This is a genomic window from Adhaeribacter terrigena (assembly GCF_016623615.1).
In the GTDB taxonomy this organism is placed as follows: domain Bacteria; phylum Bacteroidota; class Bacteroidia; order Cytophagales; family Hymenobacteraceae; genus Adhaeribacter_A; species Adhaeribacter_A terrigena.
The window spans coordinates 1-20,714 of sequence record NZ_JAEHFX010000014.1 but is presented as its reverse complement, the minus strand read 5'-3'; the positions used below and the strand labels follow the sequence as shown (position 1 = coordinate 20,714).

General features: G+C 45.8%; 14 protein-coding genes. 9 read left to right on the top strand and 5 right to left on the bottom strand.

Going from position 1 to position 20,714, the window contains the following annotated elements; all coding sequences use genetic code 11:
- The first annotated feature begins 341 nt into the window (after positions 1-341).
- From I5M27_RS18255 to I5M27_RS18245, 3 genes are all read left to right on the top strand, one after another.
- On the top strand, positions 342-3,938 hold the full coding sequence (locus I5M27_RS18255) for a T9SS type A sorting domain-containing protein (RefSeq protein ID WP_200507835.1): 3,597 nt from the start codon (positions 342-344) through the stop codon (positions 3,936-3,938).
- A 282-nt stretch (positions 3,939-4,220) separates the two neighbouring features.
- On the top strand, positions 4,221-5,960 hold the full coding sequence (locus I5M27_RS18250) for an amino acid permease (protein WP_200507834.1): 1,740 nt from the start codon (positions 4,221-4,223) through the stop codon (positions 5,958-5,960).
- A gap of 65 nt (positions 5,961-6,025) precedes the next feature.
- A complete protein-coding gene (locus I5M27_RS18245; protein WP_200507833.1) occupies positions 6,026-7,069 on the top strand; it encodes a hypothetical protein in 1,044 nt (347 codons plus the stop codon).
- 31 nt (positions 7,070-7,100) lie between these two features.
- Here I5M27_RS18245 and I5M27_RS18240 read toward each other — a convergent pair whose 3' ends face one another.
- Positions 7,101-7,751, bottom strand: a complete 651-nt coding sequence (locus tag I5M27_RS18240) for an HD domain-containing protein (protein ID WP_200507832.1) — start codon at positions 7,749-7,751, stop codon at positions 7,101-7,103.
- Positions 7,752-8,177: 426 nt separating this feature from the next.
- Here I5M27_RS18240 and I5M27_RS18235 point away from each other — a divergent pair, with 426 nt between their 5' ends.
- Complete coding sequence (locus tag I5M27_RS18235; protein ID WP_200507831.1) at positions 8,178-8,561, top strand: hypothetical protein; 384 nt, start codon at positions 8,178-8,180, stop codon at positions 8,559-8,561.
- Between the two features lie 251 nt (positions 8,562-8,812).
- On the opposite strand, the gene I5M27_RS18230 is transcribed toward I5M27_RS18235, so the two are convergent.
- The 4 genes from I5M27_RS18230 to dusB form a co-directional block, all read right to left on the bottom strand.
- Positions 8,813-9,958, bottom strand: coding sequence for an META domain-containing protein (locus tag I5M27_RS18230; RefSeq protein ID WP_200507830.1), 1,146 nt, complete (start codon positions 9,956-9,958; stop codon positions 8,813-8,815).
- A 271-nt stretch (positions 9,959-10,229) separates the two neighbouring features.
- Positions 10,230-13,595 carry a DUF7619 domain-containing protein gene (locus I5M27_RS18225; protein WP_200507829.1) on the bottom strand — a complete coding sequence of 1,122 codons (3,366 nt, stop codon included), beginning with the start codon at positions 13,593-13,595 and terminating at the stop codon, positions 10,230-10,232.
- A gap of 254 nt (positions 13,596-13,849) precedes the next feature.
- Entirely contained in the window at positions 13,850-14,731 is an 882-nt protein-coding gene (locus tag I5M27_RS18220) for a DMT family transporter (RefSeq protein WP_200507828.1), read from the bottom strand.
- Between the two features lie 193 nt (positions 14,732-14,924).
- A complete protein-coding gene (gene dusB, locus I5M27_RS18215; RefSeq protein WP_200507827.1) occupies positions 14,925-15,968 on the bottom strand; it encodes a tRNA dihydrouridine synthase DusB in 1,044 nt (347 codons plus the stop codon).
- A 56-nt stretch (positions 15,969-16,024) separates the two neighbouring features.
- Here dusB and I5M27_RS18210 point away from each other — a divergent pair, with 56 nt between their 5' ends.
- From I5M27_RS18210 to I5M27_RS18190, 5 genes are all read left to right on the top strand, one after another.
- Entirely contained in the window at positions 16,025-16,966 is a 942-nt protein-coding gene (locus tag I5M27_RS18210) for a CPBP family intramembrane glutamic endopeptidase (protein ID WP_200507826.1), read from the top strand.
- A 98-nt stretch (positions 16,967-17,064) separates the two neighbouring features.
- The gene (locus I5M27_RS18205) at positions 17,065-17,895 is read left to right on the top strand and encodes a phosphatidate cytidylyltransferase (RefSeq protein WP_234462601.1); all 831 of its coding nucleotides are present in this window, start codon (positions 17,065-17,067) and stop codon (positions 17,893-17,895) included.
- Positions 17,896-18,017: 122 nt separating this feature from the next.
- The gene (locus tag I5M27_RS18200) at positions 18,018-19,295 is read left to right on the top strand and encodes a Glu/Leu/Phe/Val family dehydrogenase (RefSeq protein ID WP_200507825.1); all 1,278 of its coding nucleotides are present in this window, start codon (positions 18,018-18,020) and stop codon (positions 19,293-19,295) included.
- A gap of 113 nt (positions 19,296-19,408) precedes the next feature.
- On the top strand, positions 19,409-20,092 hold the full coding sequence (locus I5M27_RS18195; protein WP_200507824.1) for a phosphatidylserine decarboxylase family protein: 684 nt from the start codon (positions 19,409-19,411) through the stop codon (positions 20,090-20,092).
- 371 nt (positions 20,093-20,463) lie between these two features.
- Positions 20,464-20,706: a hypothetical protein gene (locus I5M27_RS18190; protein WP_200507823.1), complete on the top strand. Its 243-nt coding sequence runs from the start codon at positions 20,464-20,466 to the stop codon at positions 20,704-20,706.
- Positions 20,707-20,714: the final 8 nt, after the last annotated feature.

Below are 20,714 nucleotides of genomic sequence, written 5' to 3'. Positions count from 1 at the left end.
GCGGATTCTCACGTAGCTTTTACAGCCAGAACGCTATACTTTTTGCACCAAAAAGTATAGCGTTCTGGCTTTTTTATGTGCTTCTCCTGGCTGTTTCCGCTTATTCCCTTTCTAATAACTGGCACAACCGCTAACTGTGGAATATCTTTTTATCTGTTTTTTTTCAACACCCAGGCAACGTTCGGCCACATTTTGTTGTCTGCAGCTTTGTACGAATAAATTATAATAACACCTTGCTATTCTTGTAATAATAATCCTACCTTTGCGGTAATAATCGGTAAAGCCTGTTGTTATAATCAAGCGTATTGCTAATTAATCTTTTATACTTTATCAAATTTTTAATGAACAATTTTACAAACTTATGCAGGAAAGCAGCGCTGATGCTTTCGCTGGTGCTGGGCGGCTATGCCAGCCAGGCACAAACCCAGATCTTCTTCGAGAAAATGGGAACCGTTACCGGCGATACTCCTATTGCCACGCATGAATCGATTAATGGTTTCGATAACGATGCGCTTACAATGACTGTCGATGGCGCCGTAGCTGCAAACGCCACTGAGCTCCGTAAGTCAAATAATAAGGGTACCGATGGCGCAAACGATGCTAACGTATGGATGGCTGCCTCAGGTGACAGGTATTTTGCAATAGGAGATATTGATGCTTCTACTTATACTAACCTGACTCTGGAATTTGCCTACCGGAAAGAACAAGCTGCCAGCTTACCGGTTATTGAGCTGGCTTATTGGAATGGTACTGCTTATGTACCCGTAACCTATACTTTTGCCGAAGCTGCTGCTGCAACCGTTGGCTGGTACACCGTTTCTGGTATTCAATTACCGGCTGCAGCTCAGATCAACGGGCTGAAATTACGCTGGAAAAAAACGGCTGCGTCGGTAGCTGCCCGTCTTGACGAAGTAAAACTGATGGGTACTGCTGCCGTTACAACGGCTCCAACCATTGCTTCAACTATTAATGGTCGTACTGGTGTAAAAACTACCGTAGAAGAGAGCTTCTCTGTAGCAACTACTGCCGGATCTTCTGCCAACCAGTTGGTGAAAGTAAAATTAGCCCTGGCTACTCCTGCGCAGGCTGCTGATATCACGTTATTATACGAAGCTACTCCGGGCAACTTCCTGCCTTTAACTTTCAATGCTGCTGGCGAAGCAGAATTCGGCCCGGCCGCTGGTTTCCCGCTGGCAAATGCCTCGACCAACTTTAAAATTACGTTTGCTGCTGCGGGTACTTATAACTACTCGTTAGCGATCAACGATGCAACTACTGGTGTTGCTTTAACAGCTCCAACTACTGAATCAGTAACGGTTGCTGCTTTTGTAAACCCAACCATTGCTTCTACATTAAACGGCCGCGCCGGTGTAGTAACTGGTGTGCAGGAAACCTACGATGTAACAACCGTAGCCGGCGATATGGCTGGCCGCATGGTTAAAGTGAAAGCCACTCTGGCTACTCCAGCGCAGGCTGCCAACATGACCTTAGAATATTTTGAAACTGCTAACAGCACATGGGTTCCCTTTACTTTCGATGCGAACGGTGTATTTGTTTACGGCCCGCCGGCTACCGGCTTCCCGCTGTCGAATGCTACTTCAAATTTCCGTGTTACCTATAATGCGGCCGGTACATATACTACTACGTTAGAAATTGTAGATGCTACCACTGGTGTTGCTGTAGTTCCTGGCGTTACTGAAACAGTAACCGTAACAGCTCCGGTTGTTGTTGTTGCTCCAACCATTGCTTCTACCTTAAATGGCCGCGCTGGTGTTGTAACCGGTGTACAGCAAACCTACGATGTAACTACTACTGCCGGCAATATGGCTGGTACTATGGTTAAAGTGAAAGCTACTTTAGCAACTCCGGCGCAAGCTGCCAACATGGCTTTGGAGTATTTCGAAACTACAAACAGCACTTGGGTTCCTTTCACGTTCGATGCGAACGGCGTGTTCATCTACGGTCCGCCAGCCACTGGTTTCCCGCTGGCTAACGCTACTTCTAACTTCCGCGTTACTTATAATGCAGCCGGCACTTATGCTACTACCTTAGAAATTATTGATGCTACTACCGGCGTTGCCCTGGTTCCGGGTGTAATCGAATCGGTAACCGTAACCGCTCCGATTGTTGCTCCAACTATTGCTTCTACTATTAATGGCCGTACAGGTGTTAAAACTACCGTAGAAGAAAACTTCTCAGTAGCAACTACTACAGGTTCTGCTGCAGGTCAGATGGTAAAAGTTAAAATGACTTTGGCAACTCCTGCGCAAGCCGCTGACATTACTTTATTATACGAAGCTACGCCAGGTAATTTCCTGCCTTTAACTTTCAACGCTGCCGGTGAAACAGAATTTGGCCCTACCACTGGTTTCCCGCTGGCAAGCACTGCTACTAACTTTAAAATTACGTTTGCGGCTGCCGGTACTTATAACTACAGCTTAGCCATTAACGATGCTACTACTGGTGTTGCTTTAGCTACCCCAACAGCTGAATCGGTAACGGTTGCAGCTTTTGTAAACCCAACCATTGCTTCTACTCTGAATGGCCGCACGGGCGTTTTAACCGGCGTGCAGCAAACTTATGATGTAACGACTGTAGCCGGCGATATGGCTGGCCACATGGTAAAAGTGAAAGCTACCCTGACTACTCCGGCGCAAGCTGCCAACATGACCCAGGAATACTTTGAAACCACTACCAGCACCTGGATGCCACTTACTTTCGATGCGAACGGTGTGTTCATGTTCGGTCCGGCTACCGGCTTCCCGCTGGCAAATGCTACTTCTAACTTCCGCGTTACTTATAATGCTGCCGGTACTTATGTTACTACGTTAGAAATTGTAGATGCTATCACTGGAGTTGCCGTAGTTCCGGGTGTAACGGAATCAGTAACGGTAACAGCTCCGGTTGTTGCTCCTACCATTGCTTCAACTTTAAACGCCCGTACCAACGTAAAAACTACGGTTGAAGAAAGTTTCTCCGTTACAACTACTACCGGTACTTCAGCAGGCCAAATGGTGAAAGGGAAAATGACCCTGACGAACCCTGCGCAGGCTGCCGATGTTACTTTGTCGTACGAAGTTACTCCAGGTACTTTCCTTCCATTGACTTTCAATGCTACCGGCGAAATGGAATTTGGCCCGGCTACTGGTTTCCCGCTGGCTAATTTGACCAGCAACTTTAAAGTAACTTTTGCAACTGCCGGTACTTATGACTACAGCTTAGCCATTATCGATGCTGCTACCGGTGTCGCTTTGGCTACGCCAACGGTTGAAACAGTTACCGTTGCAGCTTTCGTGAATCCAAAAATTGCATCTGATCTGAATGCTCGTACCAATCTGGTAACCCGCGCGCAAAACGACTTCGAAGTTGGTATAACGGCTGGCGATATGGCTGGTAAAACAGTTAACATTAAACTAAGCCTGACCAATCCGGCGCAGGCTTCCGATATTGAATTGTTCTACGAAGATGCGGTTTCTGGTAATTATCTGCCTTTAACCTTCGATGCCAATGGAGAAGTAACCTTCGGGCCGGCTGCTGGTTTTGCCTTAGCTGACGATACTACTGCTTTCCGGGTGATCTTTAACGCTCCTGGTACTTACGATTACACGCTTTCCGTTTTAGAAGTGGCCGCCGGCGATACCCTGGTTGCTGTAAACGAAAGCGTAACGATCCTGATCAACGGTGTGAAAGATGCTCAACTGGCCCGTCTGGTAAATGTATATCCAAACCCGGCTACCGAAGTGCTGAACATTGAACTTAATAATAATCTGAAAGCGGAAGTAACGGTTTTAGATCTGACTGGCAAGCAGGTTGCTGCCCTGAAAAACGTTTCGGGCGAAGCTCAGCTGAATGTAGCTCATTTAAATGCCGGTACTTACCTGTTGCAAATAAAAACTGCTGAAGGTGTAGCTACCAAGCGTTTTGTGGTGGTACGTTAATTACCTGTAATCATGCTTTAAAAAGGCCCTGCATTGCGCAGGGCCTTTTTTTGTTGCTGATTTTTTTAATAAAACGCTATACTTTAAGACCAGAAAAGTGCTGCGGAGCGTCTGAAACATTAAGCCCGGGAATTTCCGGAATCAACATAAAGAAGAATTTTGCTGAAAAAACGAATCAGGCACTTTTTAAGCCTGCAACTATAGCGTTTTGAATGGGAAACAGACAGAAATTGCGCAGTTTTCTTCAATATTTCCTTATCTTTTCAGCCTAATTTCCGAAGCATGAATTTGAAAGCGCTTTTTCGCAAGAAAGATATAAACCGCCTTTTAGGTGAAACCCATTACGAAGACGAAATGTACGGCGGGCTGGAACTGTCCCGCAATTTAACCCTGCGCGATCTGACTTCGCTGGGAATTGCGGCCATTATCGGGGCGGGTATTTTCAGCACCATTGGCAATGCGAGTGCGGCCGGCGGACCGGCGGTTTCGTTGCTTTTCGTTTTTACGGCTATTGCCTGCGCATTTTCGGCACTTTGCTATGCCCAGTTTGCCAGCACCATTCCGGTTTCGGGCAGCGCTTATACCTATGCTTATGCTTCCTTCGGCGAACTTGTAGCCTGGATCATTGGCTGGGATCTGCTCATGGAATACGCCATCGGAAATATTGCCGTAGCTATTTCCTGGTCCGATTATTTTACCTCTTTGCTCGCCGGTTTAAATATTCACATTCCGGCTTACCTCACCATGGATTTTCTGAGCGCGATGCGCGGTCATGAAGAAGTAAGCGCTTTACTGGCTTCCGGCACGGCTTTAAACGCTATTCCGCAGAACTTGCAAAGCGCCTACGAAGCCTGGCAAACCGCGCCGGCGCTGGGTTCTGTAAGATTGGTGGCCGACCTTCCGGCTTTGCTGATCGTGGTTTTAATTACCTACCTGGTTTACATCGGCATTAAAGAATCGAAGCGCACGGCTAATATGCTGGTGCTTCTGAAGCTGATCGTGATCTTGCTGGTAATTGCAGTAGGTGCCTTTTACGTGCAGCCCGAAAACTGGAGCCCGTTTGCGCCCAACGGTGTAAGCGGGGTACTCAAAGGCGTTTCGGCGGTTTTCTTTGCCTATATCGGTTTCGATGCGATTTCTACCACGGCCGAAGAAGCCAAAAACCCGCAGCGCGACATGCCCAAAGCCATGATCTATGCGCTGATAATCTGTACGGTTTTGTACGTAATTATTACGCTGGTGCTTACCGGTATGGTTTCTTATAAAGAGCTGGCCGTGGGCGATCCGCTGGCTTTCGTTTTCGAACGGCTGGACCTGGGTTTTATGGCGGGCATTATTTCGGTGAGTGCGGTTATTGCCATGGCGAGCGTTTTACTGGTTTTTCAGTTGGGCCAGCCGCGTATCTGGATGAGCATGAGCCGCGACGGTTTACTGCCGAAAGCGTTCTCTAAAATTCACCCGAAATACCAGACGCCGAGCTTTGCCACCATTGTAACAGGTTTTGTGGTGGCTATTCCGGCGCTTTTCATGAACCTGACCGAAGTTACCGACCTGACCAGTATCGGGACTTTGTTTGCGTTTGTACTGGTTTGCGGCGGCATTTTAGTTCTGGAGCGCGACCCGGACCACCGCAAACGTGCCGGTTTTAAAGTGCCTTACTACAATGGTAAATTCATTTTCCCATTCATACTATTAATCGTACTGGCTATCGGTTTTTATTTCAACGCCGAAGGAATTTTTAACTTTCTGAGATTTGAAGGCGGTTGGGAAGAAACGCAGCACAAACTGCCGATGCTTGGTTTCCTGCTGGTTTGCGTGGCGCTGCTTTATTATACCTTCAAAAATAACCTGTCTTTAATTCCGGTGCTTGGTCTGGTTACGAACCTGTATTTAATGACCGAACTGGGCATTACGAACTGGAGCCGTTTCCTGGCCTGGCTGGCTTTGGGTTTAATTGTCTATTTCTTCTACGGCCGCACGCACAGCAAACTTCGACTGGAAAATGATGCGCCAAAACGCTAGGGTTTCGGGTGGAAAAAGTATTGCCGATGTTTCAACGCAAAAATTACAGGAAGCCGGGAATAAGCTTGCTGCTGTGGTTTTGCTGCATTGGTTTTGCCCGGGCGCAGGTTCCGAACGATCATATAGCGCATCGCCGGGTTTTAAAAACTGAAGAAGCAGTTTGGTCGAACACAACGGGTTGTACCGTGCAGCGCAGTTGCGTGGATGAAAGCCTGACCGGCAAATGTGTGGAATATCACAACGACCAGTGGTTTGAATTTACGCCGGCAACTTCCGGGAATTACTTTGTAAACATCAGCGGACAAACCTGCCGCGATACCCGGGGTGTGCAATTGGTGGTTTTAACCGGAAAACCCTGCGAACCGGCTACCTACAACATTATTTCCTGCACTTCTTTGGCCAGCCAGGACGATATTTTTGTATTGCTGCAAGCGTTGCAGTCCAGACAAACTTATCTGCTGAATGTAGACGGTTATTTAAACGACCAATGCCGGTTCAAAATTGAGGTCAGCACCAAACCCAACGGAATTCCGGCTGCTGTTACGCCCGTAATACCAGCCGGAAATTTTGTGCAAAACGGTAACGTAACGCTGCACTGGGCTTTACCCGATTCCATTTCTGCTACCGGATTCCGGATATTGCGCCGCGAAGCTTCCCAGTTTAAGGCTGTAGAAAACGGCCGGAAGGCAGTTGCGCGCGATAGTTACGGTAAACTGTTAAAGGATTATTCTTTCTCCGATACGCTCACCAAACCCGGGAGTTACCTTTACCAGGTAGTAGCATTCGGCACCACGAACGAAGTTCCGGTTTTAATAAAGCAGGAGTGGAGAACCTTACGCAACGTTGCAAATGCACCCATCTGGTATCAGCTTCCGCTGGAAAAATACCCGAATAAGGCTGAACTTGCCATTTCAATAACCGATGCCGCCACCGGAAAGATCTTGCAACGCGTCGTTTTCCGGAAACAGAAAAATAAACCGGAGCAAGGCAGATTACTGGTCAATAACTGGCTTGCCGGCGGTATTAAAACCATTCGGGTAGAAATTCAGGAGCGGAAAAAAGAAAAAATCATCTCCGGTTCTAATTTTCTGGTCGATCTTGATAAGTAAAGTCCGCTTCAGACTTTTTTCCTGCCAAACCCTACCGTTTTCCTTCCCATTCCTGATAAAACTGCTCCAGGAAATTTTCCATGTAAGCGTGCCTTTCCGCGGCCAGCTTTTTCCCGTAAGCTGTATTCATCAAATTTTTAAGTTTCAGCAGTTTTTCGTAGAAATGGTTAATGGGCGTGCTTTCGGCGTTGCGGTATTCTTCCGGCGTCATCTCTGCGCGAACGGCTAACGCCGGGTTATGCATGAGATGACCTTTGTGACCGCCGTACGCAAAGGTGCGCGCAATACCAATGGCGCCTAATGCATCGAGCCGGTCGGCGTCCTGCACTACTTTCCCTTCCAGCGTTTTCATAGGCTGGTTATGTCCGCCGTTGTACGACATGGTGCTGATTATTTCCAAAACGTGCGCCGCAGCTTTTTCCGGAACCTGATTTTCTTCGAGCCAGCTTTTTACTTTCTGCATCCCGGCGGCTTTACTGGCGTTCAGTTTTTCGTCGGCAATGTCGTGGAGCAGTGCGGCCAGTTCACACACAAACAGGTCGGCATTTTCGTGGCGGGCAATTTCCAGAGTGGTGTGGGTTACGCGGGAAATGTGCCACCAGTCGTGGCCGCTGCTGTCGCGGGCCAGTTCTTGTTTTACAAAAGCGCGGGCATGGGCAAGTATTTCAGCAGAAGCAGGCATTTATCAGATAATTAGAATTGCGGCGAAGTAATAAAATAAAACCCACATGCTGAAATTCCGGCGTCCTGACTTTTTGTTAGCCAAACCCTACCGTTTTCCGGAATGAAAAAGCAGTTGGGTTTAAGCTGAAGAATTGCACAGGAAACGGATAGTTTTCGCGCAGAATTAAATATCTGATAATTAGTATTTTTGAAGAGCTTCAGGGTTTGGAAAACTGGGCGAGGCAGGAACTTCGCAGAAAATTGCTAGGATTTCACAAGGAAAAACGACGGACTTGAACTCACCTTTTCTAACTCCTATAGTACTGTTAGAATAGTGCAATTTTATGATGAATTTGCGGCAACCGAAGCCCGCTGAGAGCAGTTAAAGGACTATAAGAAAAGACAAAGAAAATAAAACATACAAAAAACATATAAATTCTGAGCCATGAAAAAATTACTTACTTCTGCTTTTATTGCCTTTACATTGATCACTGTTAACGCTTCTGCGCAGGCACCAACCGGTTCATCTTCTATCAATACGCAGGCTTCTGATATTGCCCGCCGCATGATGAACGAAGTACAATTAAACGAATCGGAATATATCCAGGTTCGGAAATACACCGCCGAAAAGCTGGAAGCAGCTGCCCAGATCCAGAGCATGTACAGCAACGATCCGGAAATGATGACCAAGAAATTAAATGAAGCCGAAGACCGCTATAATTTCAAGCTGCAAAGCTTCATGAACCCAAAACAATTCTCCAACTACATGGCTGTGAGCGACCAATACAAAGTTAACGCAAGCGCAGTGGCCGGTAATCGGGAAGAATAATACTGATATTTAAGGTTTTAAGGTTAGATTTTTTAAGATGACAGGAAAACGGTTAGCCTTTGGTTAACCGTTTTTTTTTGCCTTACCGATACAAAGTGCCTTTAAAGCCGCATGCATCAGTGAACTGACATGCCAGAAAAGCAAAAACGCTATACTAGCCAACCCAAAAATTGCGATCTAAAGTTGTTTCATTACTGGTTGCATGCTTTTCGGCATTGCCGCGTGCTTTACTGAACGGGAAGAAGTGCGATTTAATCTGCTTTCCGGTAAACGAGCGCGGTTTGTTCTTTGGTTTTTAAGCGCAGAACCGGGCCTTCAAGTTCATAAGTAAACGTATTGCCGGAAAGCAGTTTCAGATAATCGTTTTCCAGCGTCATAGCCGCGCCGGGGCAAGCCATTCTGGTGCTGGCCATCATTCCGAAAATAACCTGGTCGCCTTTAGCTTCAACGGCGCCTGAATAACGGTTGCAGCCCCCATTGCCAGCGGCTTGTTTGCTGTCGAGCGTTATTTGCAGGGTAGGCGCGCCTTTGGATAAACCTTCGGGATTTACCGGTTTGCCGTTTATGCCCGTTAAGGCCCAGCTTCCGTTCAGGTTTTCATCGGCCAGGTATTTTCCGCAACCGTTATAATCCATAGCATTGGCCGTTACCACTACCGAGTAAGGCAATTGCTTGCCAGATTTTTTATCGGTACAGGGCTGGTTGGTAAGGCGAACTGTCAGGGTGCCGGCTTCAGATTTGGCCCGGAAAACTGTAGCCTTTCCATTGGCCAGTTTTTGTTCCGAAGGTTCGGTGCCGATTAGTTTTATTTTTTCGTTCGGGCTGCTAAAAGTAATGCTTTTGTCAAGGTCAACTTCCAGGATCCAGGCGCTGTTGTTGCCCATGGCTACAAAATCAATTCCTTGTTTTCGTTTCGTTTCCAGCGCGCTGCCTTTTCCGTTTCCGGCACCCGGCCGGCTCAGGCGGTACTTTTCGGCCAGGGTTGAAGTAATGGGCTGGCCTTGCTGATCGAGCATGAATAAATTGCCTCTGGAAAACCGGAACTGCGATTGCCCCACAGGCTTGGTAAGCACTACTACCGAATCCTGGGTAATGAGCCAGGTACCTTTTTCCAGGAAAGGTTTGGTGCCTTTTTCCAGGTACTCCGAAGATTCTTCGTACGTGCGGTCTTTTTGCAGGGTAAGCTGGTAGTTAATGCCCGGGCAATCGGCGCAGGGAACAGTACCTTGCCACGGTCCTAAAACCGGCGTTTCTAAAGCCGGGGCGTGCGTAGCAAATGGTTTAACCTCTTTTGGGTCGCCAACGCTGCCCTGGGCGTTATTTTCTTCGGGAGATTTAAAGGCACAACCGGAAAGGTGCAGCAAAAGAACTGAACCGAAAATCGCAAATTTTTTCATACGTGGGAGTTTTAAGCTGGAATTAGCGTACGTGCTCTCCGGAGCTTTTTTCCTGTATGCGCCATTCGCCCGGATAGCCATCTTATTAACTCAGGCTACGGCAGAATTGTTTTACGGTTGAATATTCGGGCAATAAAATATTGCTGAAAACGGTATTAAATGGCGGGTGAAAACTGAAGATGACTTTTCTGCGCAAAAAACGCTATGCTTTTCGCCTGAAAAAGTCAGGTGGAGATTTGAGATGATAATGTTACCCAATATACACCTGCTATTAATTCTTAATTACTACTTTAGAACTAATCCCATTATCAGAGATGATTTTTAGTAGATACAAACCTTTGGGTAAATGCGGTGGCTCCAGTGTAGTTTGTCTGTTTTTAATTTCCTGAGTAAATATTAATTGGCCTAACGAGTTATAAAGCTGGACCCGAGCATTTCTTAATGCTTTTCCAGTATCTACATAAAGCTTATTATCGAACGGATTCGGATAAATTTTCAGATTGGTTAACTGGCTTTCTTTTACACTTGAAATATTCTCAATAACGATAGTGTAAGTTTTAGAGCAGTTATTCTGATCCCTTATCGTTACCTGATAAGTTCCGGCCGAAAGATTCCCGAAATAGCTATTGTTCTGGCTTGTGCTACCGTTTAGTGCATAATTATATGGGGCTGTGCCTCCGGTTGTATTTATTGTAATATCGCCATTGCCAGAAGCTGCGTGGTTGTAGGTAATGGTAGCTTTAATTGAATCAGGTTGCTGCACTTGGATAGAGTCTAATCTGAAAGATAAATTGCCGGCTTTAATCCAGGCAGTGTGATAGCCAGCTGATAGCTGTGAAAATACTGGAGCACTCTGAAATGTAATACTATCAGTACTATAGCTAAGCGGGACTGCCATACAAATGTTACTGCTGATAGTGATTACACCAGTAGAGTCTCCGTAGCAATCGATGGGAGTGGATATAGCACTAAAATTAACAGAACTCGGCTGCTGCACTTGTACAGAGTCCAGTTTGTATAAGTGATTTCTAGCTCTGATAAAAATAGTGTAACTACCAGCCTTTAATTGTGAAAATATGGGCGAATCCTGAAAAATAACGCTGTCTATACTGTACCTGATAGGAGCTTTAATACAAGTGTTATTATTTATAGTTATTGAACCCGTAGAATCGCCGTAGCAGTTTATATGTTGCGGAACGGCAGTAAATAAAATATTATTTGAAGTTACTTGAGTAGTGACCTGGTTAGTATGGATCGGCTCATTAAAATCGAAGTAGATAGATGCTTTATTTTTAATAGTAGCCAATAAGGGGGTATTTGTTTTCGGTTTAATACGATAAGTAAAAAAACCATGACTTCCTGTGTAATTTACGGTGCTGTGCGGCAGTTTAATATTTTCGAAATAAATGGTAAGCACATTGTTTTTAATCCAGAACCGCGGATTGTGACTGTTAGCAACAATTTCTAATGTGTTCAGGTCCAAATTTGCTGAAAGCGTATCATGAATTACCACTGAAAAAGCTGTATCAGTGCCTATATTCTGGAAACGAATACGATATTCAAGGTATTTGCCATCGGTAATAAAAGACTGAACAATAGGGCAGCTAGGCGAAACGGTAATATCGTTCGGATCTATTGGGCCCGTAACCTGATGGTAAATTTCTGTAGAATTATTTTCTGTTGCAGTATCGCCGACAATTGGTGTGATGGTGGCTTTGTTAGTGAGATATTTATTTACTAAAGACGGATTATTTTGTAAAGTAAAATTGATCTGGATGTTGCGTATTTCATTTGGTTGCAAATTCGCATAATTCCAGCTAAGCGTATCGCCGGAAATTACATCGGGAATTACGGACGCATTCTGATAAGTCAGTTCCGGGGCTTTTATCATTGTTATTTGGCCACTTAATACATCTGTTGCCAGGTTCCGGACAGTAAGTTGGTACTTTGCAGGCATGTTTATGCGCGCTGCCGTCATGGGTGTGAGGCTTACGAATGCATCTTTTATTCCGGAAACAGTACGCATTCCAAAGTTGAAACCATTTAATTGGGATGCTGTAGCTGGAACATTAATTTGTAAGCTATCGGGAGTGGTACGTACCCAATATTTGGGTAATGAGCCTGAACGAAGTGTATTTTGGCCTGTTACTGCAGAAGTCTGAAAAAAACCATTACTCGTAGAATAAGCAATGCCGCTAACTGTATTGTTCGAAATGTTTTGACCTACCACGCCTGGTTCGTTGTCATCTACTCCGTTTAGGTTTATGTCATTGAAAATTTTTCCAGAAACTTCGGCGGTGGTAGAATCTTTATCAGTGATCTTTATAAGGAACATATCGCTGAAACCCTGAGAGTTGAATGTAAAATGAGTGTTGGTGAAAGCTCCGGAAGTGCCGCCGTAGTATATGCCATTATCAGTAGGAATAGGCGGGAAAATATCAGTGCTCGGAGCTTGGAGGCCAAACCCCATATACCAAATTGTATTCAGGTTTCGGTCTATTTTCCCCATCATAACCTTATTATCCTGTAAAGCATGGTGATTAAAGAGACCGAGGTGGGTAAAGCACCAAGAGTTGCTAGAGCCAAGTCTAGAAGTAATAGTAGTAAAATAAAGACTGCCTTTATTTGCAGCCAGATAAATATACGTGTCAAAGAAGTTGCTCGTTACCCTTTCAGGGCCTAGGGTTAAGCTACCACGAACCTGTAGGCCTGAATTTACTTGAATTATTTTAAACCCATAACCGGGAATAAGGGTAGAGTCGGATTTATTTATTGGTGTGCGATCCTTGAAGTACCCAGCAAGATAATAATGCTGATATATAGGGTCATATTCAGCAGCAAATATGCCGGCATTATCTGTTTGATAACCGTTATAATTAAGAATTCCTGAATCTAGGATGGTGCCAATGCTATCACAGGTAAAGATCTCCTGCCGGTAAGATCCTGTGAAGGGGGCTACCTGAGTTGCTAATCTGGCTCCATAGTAATTTGTTCCATTATGACCAAGGATAACCTGAGATAAATACCCTGGATTAATAATGATAAAGTGCCGTACGTAATTCCCGGCTGTATCGAAAGTGGCTACGTTGGCGGACTGAGGCGCAACTGGGTTCCCGTTCAGGGTATTATTAGTGTTTCTGAACTGCTGGAATTCTAATTGCCCTTGATTGTTTAACCTAATTTTCTGTCCGCTGATACCCTTTTTCCAGACTTCTTTTCCTGTATTTGTAAATTTGTAGGTAGTATCTTTATCAGCGAGATAAATGTTTCCGGCCAGATCTACTGCCAAGTGATTCCGGTCCAATACATAGGAAGTCGGATCCCAGCGAAAAGTTTTGGTCCAGAGAAGGTTCATGTTTGGGTCGAACTTTCCTAAGATTTTGTATTTTTTTTGTTGATTGGGGGGTTGCACCGTAGAACCGAAAAAGTCTATCCCCCAAGAACCGCCATTTCCGAAAACGCTTATGGGAACTACCACATAAAAATTTCCGGCCCCATCGCGTTGAAACCCACACATTAAATCACTGCCATTATGTAAAACGCTTCCCTTTTTAACCCAGTCTACTTGCTGCGCGAAACCAGCCAGTATAAAAATGCTATGAAAAAAGCAAAAGAAAGTAAAGCGTCGGAGCATCATAAATTTCTGCCTGAAGTGGTATGGCCGTGTAAAAAAAAATAATTCAGAAAAATTATTTGACCGGCGAATTTAGAGGATAAGGAATTAAAATCATAACAAAGAGCTGTGAGTTTATTGAATTTATAATTGCTTTTTAACCAGATCAAAATGTTCTGGTTTGGAGCCTGGAAAGTTGCCTTATTCACAAAAAAAATAGCGCAGGTTAAAATCCTGCGCTATTTTTTGTACCAGAAGAAAGGCTTAGTTGGTTATCTTTACTTCGCCCGGTTTACAATAAAAACGCCCAACAAAATAATGAGCATGCCGCCGTAATGGTACAAATGAATGGTTTCGCCATCCAGAACACCCCAAAGCAACGCCACGATCGGCATTAAATAAGTAGAAGAACTGGCAAACAGCGTGGTGGTCATGTGAATGAGTTTGTTATAAAGCACCAAGCCGATAGCAGTACTGAAACCCGCCAGCAAGGCAATATAACCCAGCGCTTCCCAGGCGCCAGGCGTGTGGGTAATTTTGGTAAAAGCTTCGGTAGAAAACAAATAAACGAACGCAAACGGACCCACGCACAAAAGGCATAGACTAGCCATGGCAATGGCGCTTAAACCGGCCATTTTATGTTTAATAATATTCAGACTGCCGCCGTACATAACGGTAGCCAAAACCACCAGAAAACCATGAAACGCACTGCCCGAAGTTTCAGCGTTTCCGCCCGAAAAAATAAGAACTGCTGTGCCGCCAATGCCTATAATAATGCCGGCAATGCGCAAACCGGTAATGCGTTGCTGGAAAAATATAGCCCCGATAACAAGCGTGAAAAGCGCCGTTAAGGAATTCAGCACGCCTGCCAGGCCGCTGGCCAGTTCGGTTTCGGCAAAAGCAAACAGGAAAGCCGGAATTAAATTGCCGATAAACCCACTGAAAGCGATCCATTTCCAGTAACGCCTTGGAATCGTGCCCAGGCTTTTTATGGCAAACGGCAGCAAAAACAAACAAGCCAGGGTAATGCGCAAAGCCCCCAGTTCATCCGGCGAATAAATTTCCAGCCCTTTCTTGATCAGAATAAACGAGGTGCCCCAGATCAGTGACAGAAAAATTAAAATGATCCAGGCAAGGGCAGGGGTGCCGGTTACAGGCACGGGGGTCTTTTCAACCTGAACTATTGGGGGATTAACAGAAGTTTCGATGGGAGATATTGTTTTAAAAAACGGTAACAAATTTCAGCAAAAAAGTCGGGATAAATGTGTTTTAACCAAAAGGTTAGCAAAGGAAAATAAAAAGTGCCGGGCGAAACCGCCGGGCACTTCAGAAAGAAAAAAGTATTGCGTTTTATTAATAGCTGTTCATGGCTTCCGGAAAACTCTTTACCGTTTCCTGTCCGCTAAGTTCCACTTCCACGCCCGCCATAGCCATGGCAACTTCTTCCAGGATATTATAAATTTCCGCCGGATCATCTACGGTCACCAAACGTGTGCGGTAGGGTTTGAAATTCGGCAGGCCGCGGAAATAGTTGGCATAGTGGCGGCGCATTTCTACTACCCCCAAACGCGGACCTTTCCATTCCAGGCTTTTCTGAAAGTGCATTCTACAGGCTTCCAGGCGCTCGTCTAAGGTTGGCGGATCTAAAATTTCACCGGTTTTTACATAGTGCTTTACTTCTCTAAAGATCCACGGGTAACCAACCGCCGCGCGGCCGATCATGATGCCATCTACGCCGTAGCGGTTTTTATATTCCACAGCTTTCTGCGGCGAATCGATATCGCCGTTGCCGAAGATGGGAATTTTGATGCGCGGGTTATTTTTTACTTCGGCAATCAAACGCCAGTCAGCTTCGCCTTTATACATCTGCACGCGGGTGCGGCCGTGAATGGAAAGCGCCTGAATGCCAATGTCTTGCAAACGTTCGGCTACTTCGGTTACGTTTTTGGTAGAATCGTCCCAGCCCAGGCGGGTTTTTACGGTTACCGGCAAGTGCGTAGCCTGTACAATAGCCGAAGTCATTTCCACCATTTTCGGAATATCGCGGAGCAAAGCTGCGCCCGCGCCCCGGCAAGCCACATTCTTCACCGGACAACCATAGTTAATATCAATCAGGTCCGGGCCGGCCTGGGTAGAAATAATGGCACTTTCGCGCATCGATTCAATATCCGAACCAAAGATCTGGATCCCGATCGGGCGTTCGTAATCAAACACGTCGAGTTTCATCCGGCTTTTGGCCGCCGCGCGGATCAATCCTTCCGAAGAAATAAATTCGGTGTACATCAGGTCGGCACCGTTGGCTTTACAGACCGCGCGGAACGGCGGATCGCTCACGTCTTCCATGGGAGCAAGCAAAAGCGGGAAATCGGGGAGGGAAATGTTGCCTATCTGAACCAAACCTGTATAATTTAAAAATTCGCGTAAATTTACGGCTTTTAAACCAATTTGCCGGTATGAAAGGTTTCATTTCGCCTCAGTTGCACCCGTTTACCAAAATCCTGCTGTTGCTGGGTTTTATGGTGGGCGGTATTTGCGTGGGCATGTTTGTGGCCTTGCTGGGCCTGAATTTGTTTTTCGGCTTAAGTGTTGCTGATATTTCACAGATCACGGTAAACCCGCAGGCTTTCCCGAACGGCCGAGCCGCAATGGTGTTTTACCAGCTCGCTACGCACTTTTTTATGTTTACGGCGGCGCCTTTAGTTTTTATTGCTTTAGCCGAACCCAGCGTAAAACGCTATCTTTTTGCGAAGAAAAACTATGTGGGCCTGCTTTTGCTCAGTGCTTTGCTGGCTTTGGTAATTATGCCGGCCAACTCGTGGCTTATAAACTGGAACGCCAAAATGGTGTTGCCGGAAGCGTTGGCAGGCTTTGAACTGTGGGCGAAAGAAAAAGAAGAAACCTTAGCCGAACTGACTAAATTCCTGACGCGCTTCGATACCCTGGGGCAAATGCTGGTTGGGTTGGTAGCTTTTGCGCTGGTGCCGGCCATCGGCGAAGAACTGGTTTTTCGGGGTGTGCTGCAGAAAAACCTGGCGCGTTTGCTGAAAAATCACCACGTAGCCATCTGGCTCACTGCTTTTATTTTCGGCGCCATTCACGTACAATTCTACGGTTTTTTTCCGCGCATGCTTTTAGGCGGGCTTTTCGGGTACCTCTATTTCTGGTCGAAAAACCTGTGGGTACCCATTGCTGCCCATTTTATGAATAACGGTTTCACGGTTTTTATGCTTTATTTGCAGCAGCAGAACCTGATTAAAGCCAACGTAGAAAGCACTGATTCGCTGCCCTGGCACCTGGGTTTGGTTTCGCTGGTCATGAGTTTGCTGCTGCTTTTCTACCTCAAAAAACGCTACGAAAACACGCCGGAAAACTGCCCGGAAACGGCAGCTTCCTGAATCTTTTAGCGTAAAAGCGTAGCATTTTTATTCTTTACACTTTTTAAGCCCGGAACCCTAGTGTTTTGGCACCATTTTACCAGAAAACCCGAACGTACATGGCTCCGGAAAAGTCTTCAAAACTCAATAATATGCAAACCCGCGTCATTGCCGGCGTACTCGGTGCGGCCGTTTTCATTGGCGCGATCTGGTTCAGCGAATGGACCTTTTTTCTGCTTTTTGGTTTGCTTACCATATTGGGCGTGCTGGAGTTTTACCGGCTCATGGGCGTGAATAATGTAGAACCAAACCGGGTTTTAGGAGTTTTGCTGGCTGCCGCGGTTTTTGGCCTCATTTTCCTCGATCAGAAAGCCATGGTCCGCGAGAATTTGCTGTTCATACTTTTGCCGGCCATTATGCTACCGTTTCTGGCCGAACTTTTCCGCAAAAAAACGCAGCCTTTTCTGAATATTGGTGTTACGTTGCTGGGTGTTTTTTTCGTAGCCGTGCCGTTTTCCTTGTTGAGTTTAATCGCCTTTCCGTTTGGGCAATACAGTTGGCAACCGGTTTTGGGCATCATGCTGCTTATCTGGGCAGCCGATTCAGGAGCTTATTTTGCCGGGAAAACTTTCGGAACGCATAAATTATTCGAACGCATTTCGCCGGGTAAAACCTGGGAAGGCTGGGTTGGCGGCACCTTGCTGGCTTTGGCGGTGGGCTGGCTCATGGGCGATTTTCTTCCGGATCTGAGTCGTTTTCATTGGCTGGGCGTAGCCGTTATTATCTCGGTTTTCGGGGTTTTGGGCGATCTGGCAGAATCTTTAATGAAGCGCAGCCTGGGCGTAAAAGATTCGGGAACTTTAATTCCGGGCCATGGCGGCATTCTCGATCGTTTCGACAGCCTTATTATGGTGGTGCCGTTCATTGTTGCCTTCCTGAAGATCTTCTAGAAAAAAAGCGTTTATTTTTCCCAGCGTTTTGTTTTTTGCAATGGCGGGAATCTGCTAACTTTGGCCCTTGATTTTAATTTTAAAATTCAGCTTTTAAAAGATCATATACGATGCGCAACAATATGGCATATAAAGAACCAGCTCCAATTAAGGACAAAGAAAATCCATTCGAGTCGATGATGGAGCGTTTCAACATCGCAGCCGAATGCCTTGGTTTGGACGACGATACCTATAACGTTCTGAAATCGCCGGCCCGCCAGGTGATTGTAAACCTCCCGGTTACGATGGATGATGGTTCGGTGCGTGTTTTCGAAGGTTTCCGCGTAGTGCACTCTACTATATTAGGTCCTTCCAAAGGCGGTATCCGCTACGACGAAGGTGTTTTTCTGGATGAAGTAAAAGCGCTTGCTGCCTGGATGACCTGGAAATGTGCCGTGGTTGATATTCCCTACGGTGGTGCCAAAGGCGGTATTGTTTGCGACCCGACTAAAATGAGCGCCGGCGAAATTGAGCGTTTAACCCGCGCTTACACCTTAGCTTTGATCGATACTTTCGGCCCGGATCAGGATATTCCGGCTCCGGACATGGGTACCGGTCCGCGCGAAATGGCTTGGTTAATGGATGAATATTCTAAAACCAAAGGCATGACCATAAACTCGGTGGTTACCGGTAAACCGTTAGTATTAGGTGGTTCGCTGGGCCGCGTAGAAGCAACCGGCCGCGGCGTTATGGTTTCGGCCATGGCTGCCATGGAAAAACTGGGCATGGATCCAACCCAAGCTACGGCAGCCGTTCAGGGTTTCGGTAACGTAGGCTCCTGGGCCGCTAAACTGCTTTACGATAAAGGTGTTAAAATTCTGGCTATCAGCGATGTAACCGGTGCTTACTGGAACGAAAACGGTATCGACATCGATGCGGCTATTGATTACAAGAACGCGCATAAAGGCCGCCTGGAAGGTTTCACCGGCGCTGCATTAATGGCTGCTCCCGGCGATCTGCTGACTTCTAAAGTAGATATCCTGATTCCTGCTGCCGTAGAAGACGTAATTACCATTGCCAACGCCGATAAAATTCAGGCTAAACTGATCGTAGAAGGTGCCAACGGTCCAACTTCCGCCAAAGCCGACAAGATCATTAACGAAAAAGGCATTATGGTAGTGCCGGATATTCTGGCCAACTCCGGTGGCGTAACCGTTTCTTATTTCGAATGGGTGCAAAATCGTTTAGGTTACAAATGGACGCTTGAACTGGTTACCGAGCGTGCCGAGCGGATCATGACCGATGCTTTTGAGAAAGTGTACAACACTTCTATTAAGCACAACGTGCCAATGCGTATTGCTGCTTATATAGTGGCAATTGATAAAGTAGCGCAGACCTACAAGTTCCGCGGCGGCTTCTAATAGTAAAAACGCTATCATTTTGAGAGGCAAAACTGCCAACTCAAACCCAATAGCCCGGGCTGTTTTTCAACCCGGGCTATTATAAATTAAAACAATACCGTTTACCAAAACAGATGAAAATTCACAAGGAAGGACGCAGGATTTTATTTTTTACATTGCTGGTAGTATTGGTGCTGAATATTTTGCTCTTCAATTTCAATGCCGCCAACAGTACCTTCAATAAGATATTTGCCGTTGCTTCCGCAATTGTGTTTCTGTTACTGTTGCAGTTCTTCCGCAGCCCGTTCCGCAACCTGCTTTTACATGAAGACCTGATCATTGCACCCGCCGACGGCAAAGTAGTAGTTATTGAAGATGTAGAGGAACCGGAGTACTTTAAAGATAAGCGCAAGCAGATCTCCATTTTCATGTCGCCAATCAACGTGCATATTACGCGTAACCCGGTTTCCGGCATTGTGAAATATTTTCGTTACCATCCCGGGAATTATTTTGTGGCCTGGCACCCAAAGTCAAGCACTAAAAACGAACGAACCACAGTTGTAGTAGAAAGCACTGCCGGTCCGGAAGTCCTATTTCGCCAGATAGCCGGCGCCATGGCCCGAAGAATTGTGTGGTATGTAAAGGAAGGCGATGAAGTAAGCCAGGGCGAAGAGTTCGGTTTTATAAAATTTGGTTCCCGCGTAGATATCTTCGTCCCTCTCGATACCGAGATGAAAGTGGAATTGGGTCAGAAAACCAAAGGGGGGCAAACAGTAATTGCGCAATTAAAAACGCCCCACGCATCTTTCTTTAGTTAATCTATGAGAAGTTTATAAATATAAAAGCCGGTCAGATTAAGTTCTGCCCGGCTTTTATATTTATAAACAGGTATTATAGAAGGGCACTGGAAATAGGAGGAATTAAAAACGGTATCCTTTTAAAGGGAAAAACTCGGAGGAGGAAAATGTAGAATATAAAAAGTAAGCCAAGCAGAAAGGGAAAAGGCATCCCGCCGAAACGCTATGCTTTTAGTAATAAAAACTGCCTTGAACGGAGGGCTTGGGAAAAAGTTATAAAATATTTTGGAGGGCTAAGGAGCTGTTTTTATAAATGTTACTGGGGCTATAGGTTTGCTACGGCGCAAATGGCAAACTAGCGGTTAGGAAATACGGAAAGGAATGCCGTATCTTTGCAGCACCAAAACGGAAAAAGGGCAGCTTCTTCCGCACGTTTGAAAGGCTTAGGAACTGGCACTGAATGTTTTGTAAAAGACGATTTGGAGCTGAAAAAAAAACTTCAGATTTTTATTTTAAAATTTGGAGTTTTCAAAAAAGATCCTGACTTTTGCATTCCCAAACCGGAAGGTTTGCGGGGAAAGAAAAAGGGCTTGAGCGGTTTACGAACCGCGTTTTTAAGCTTCAAAAGATTTTAAAATAATTT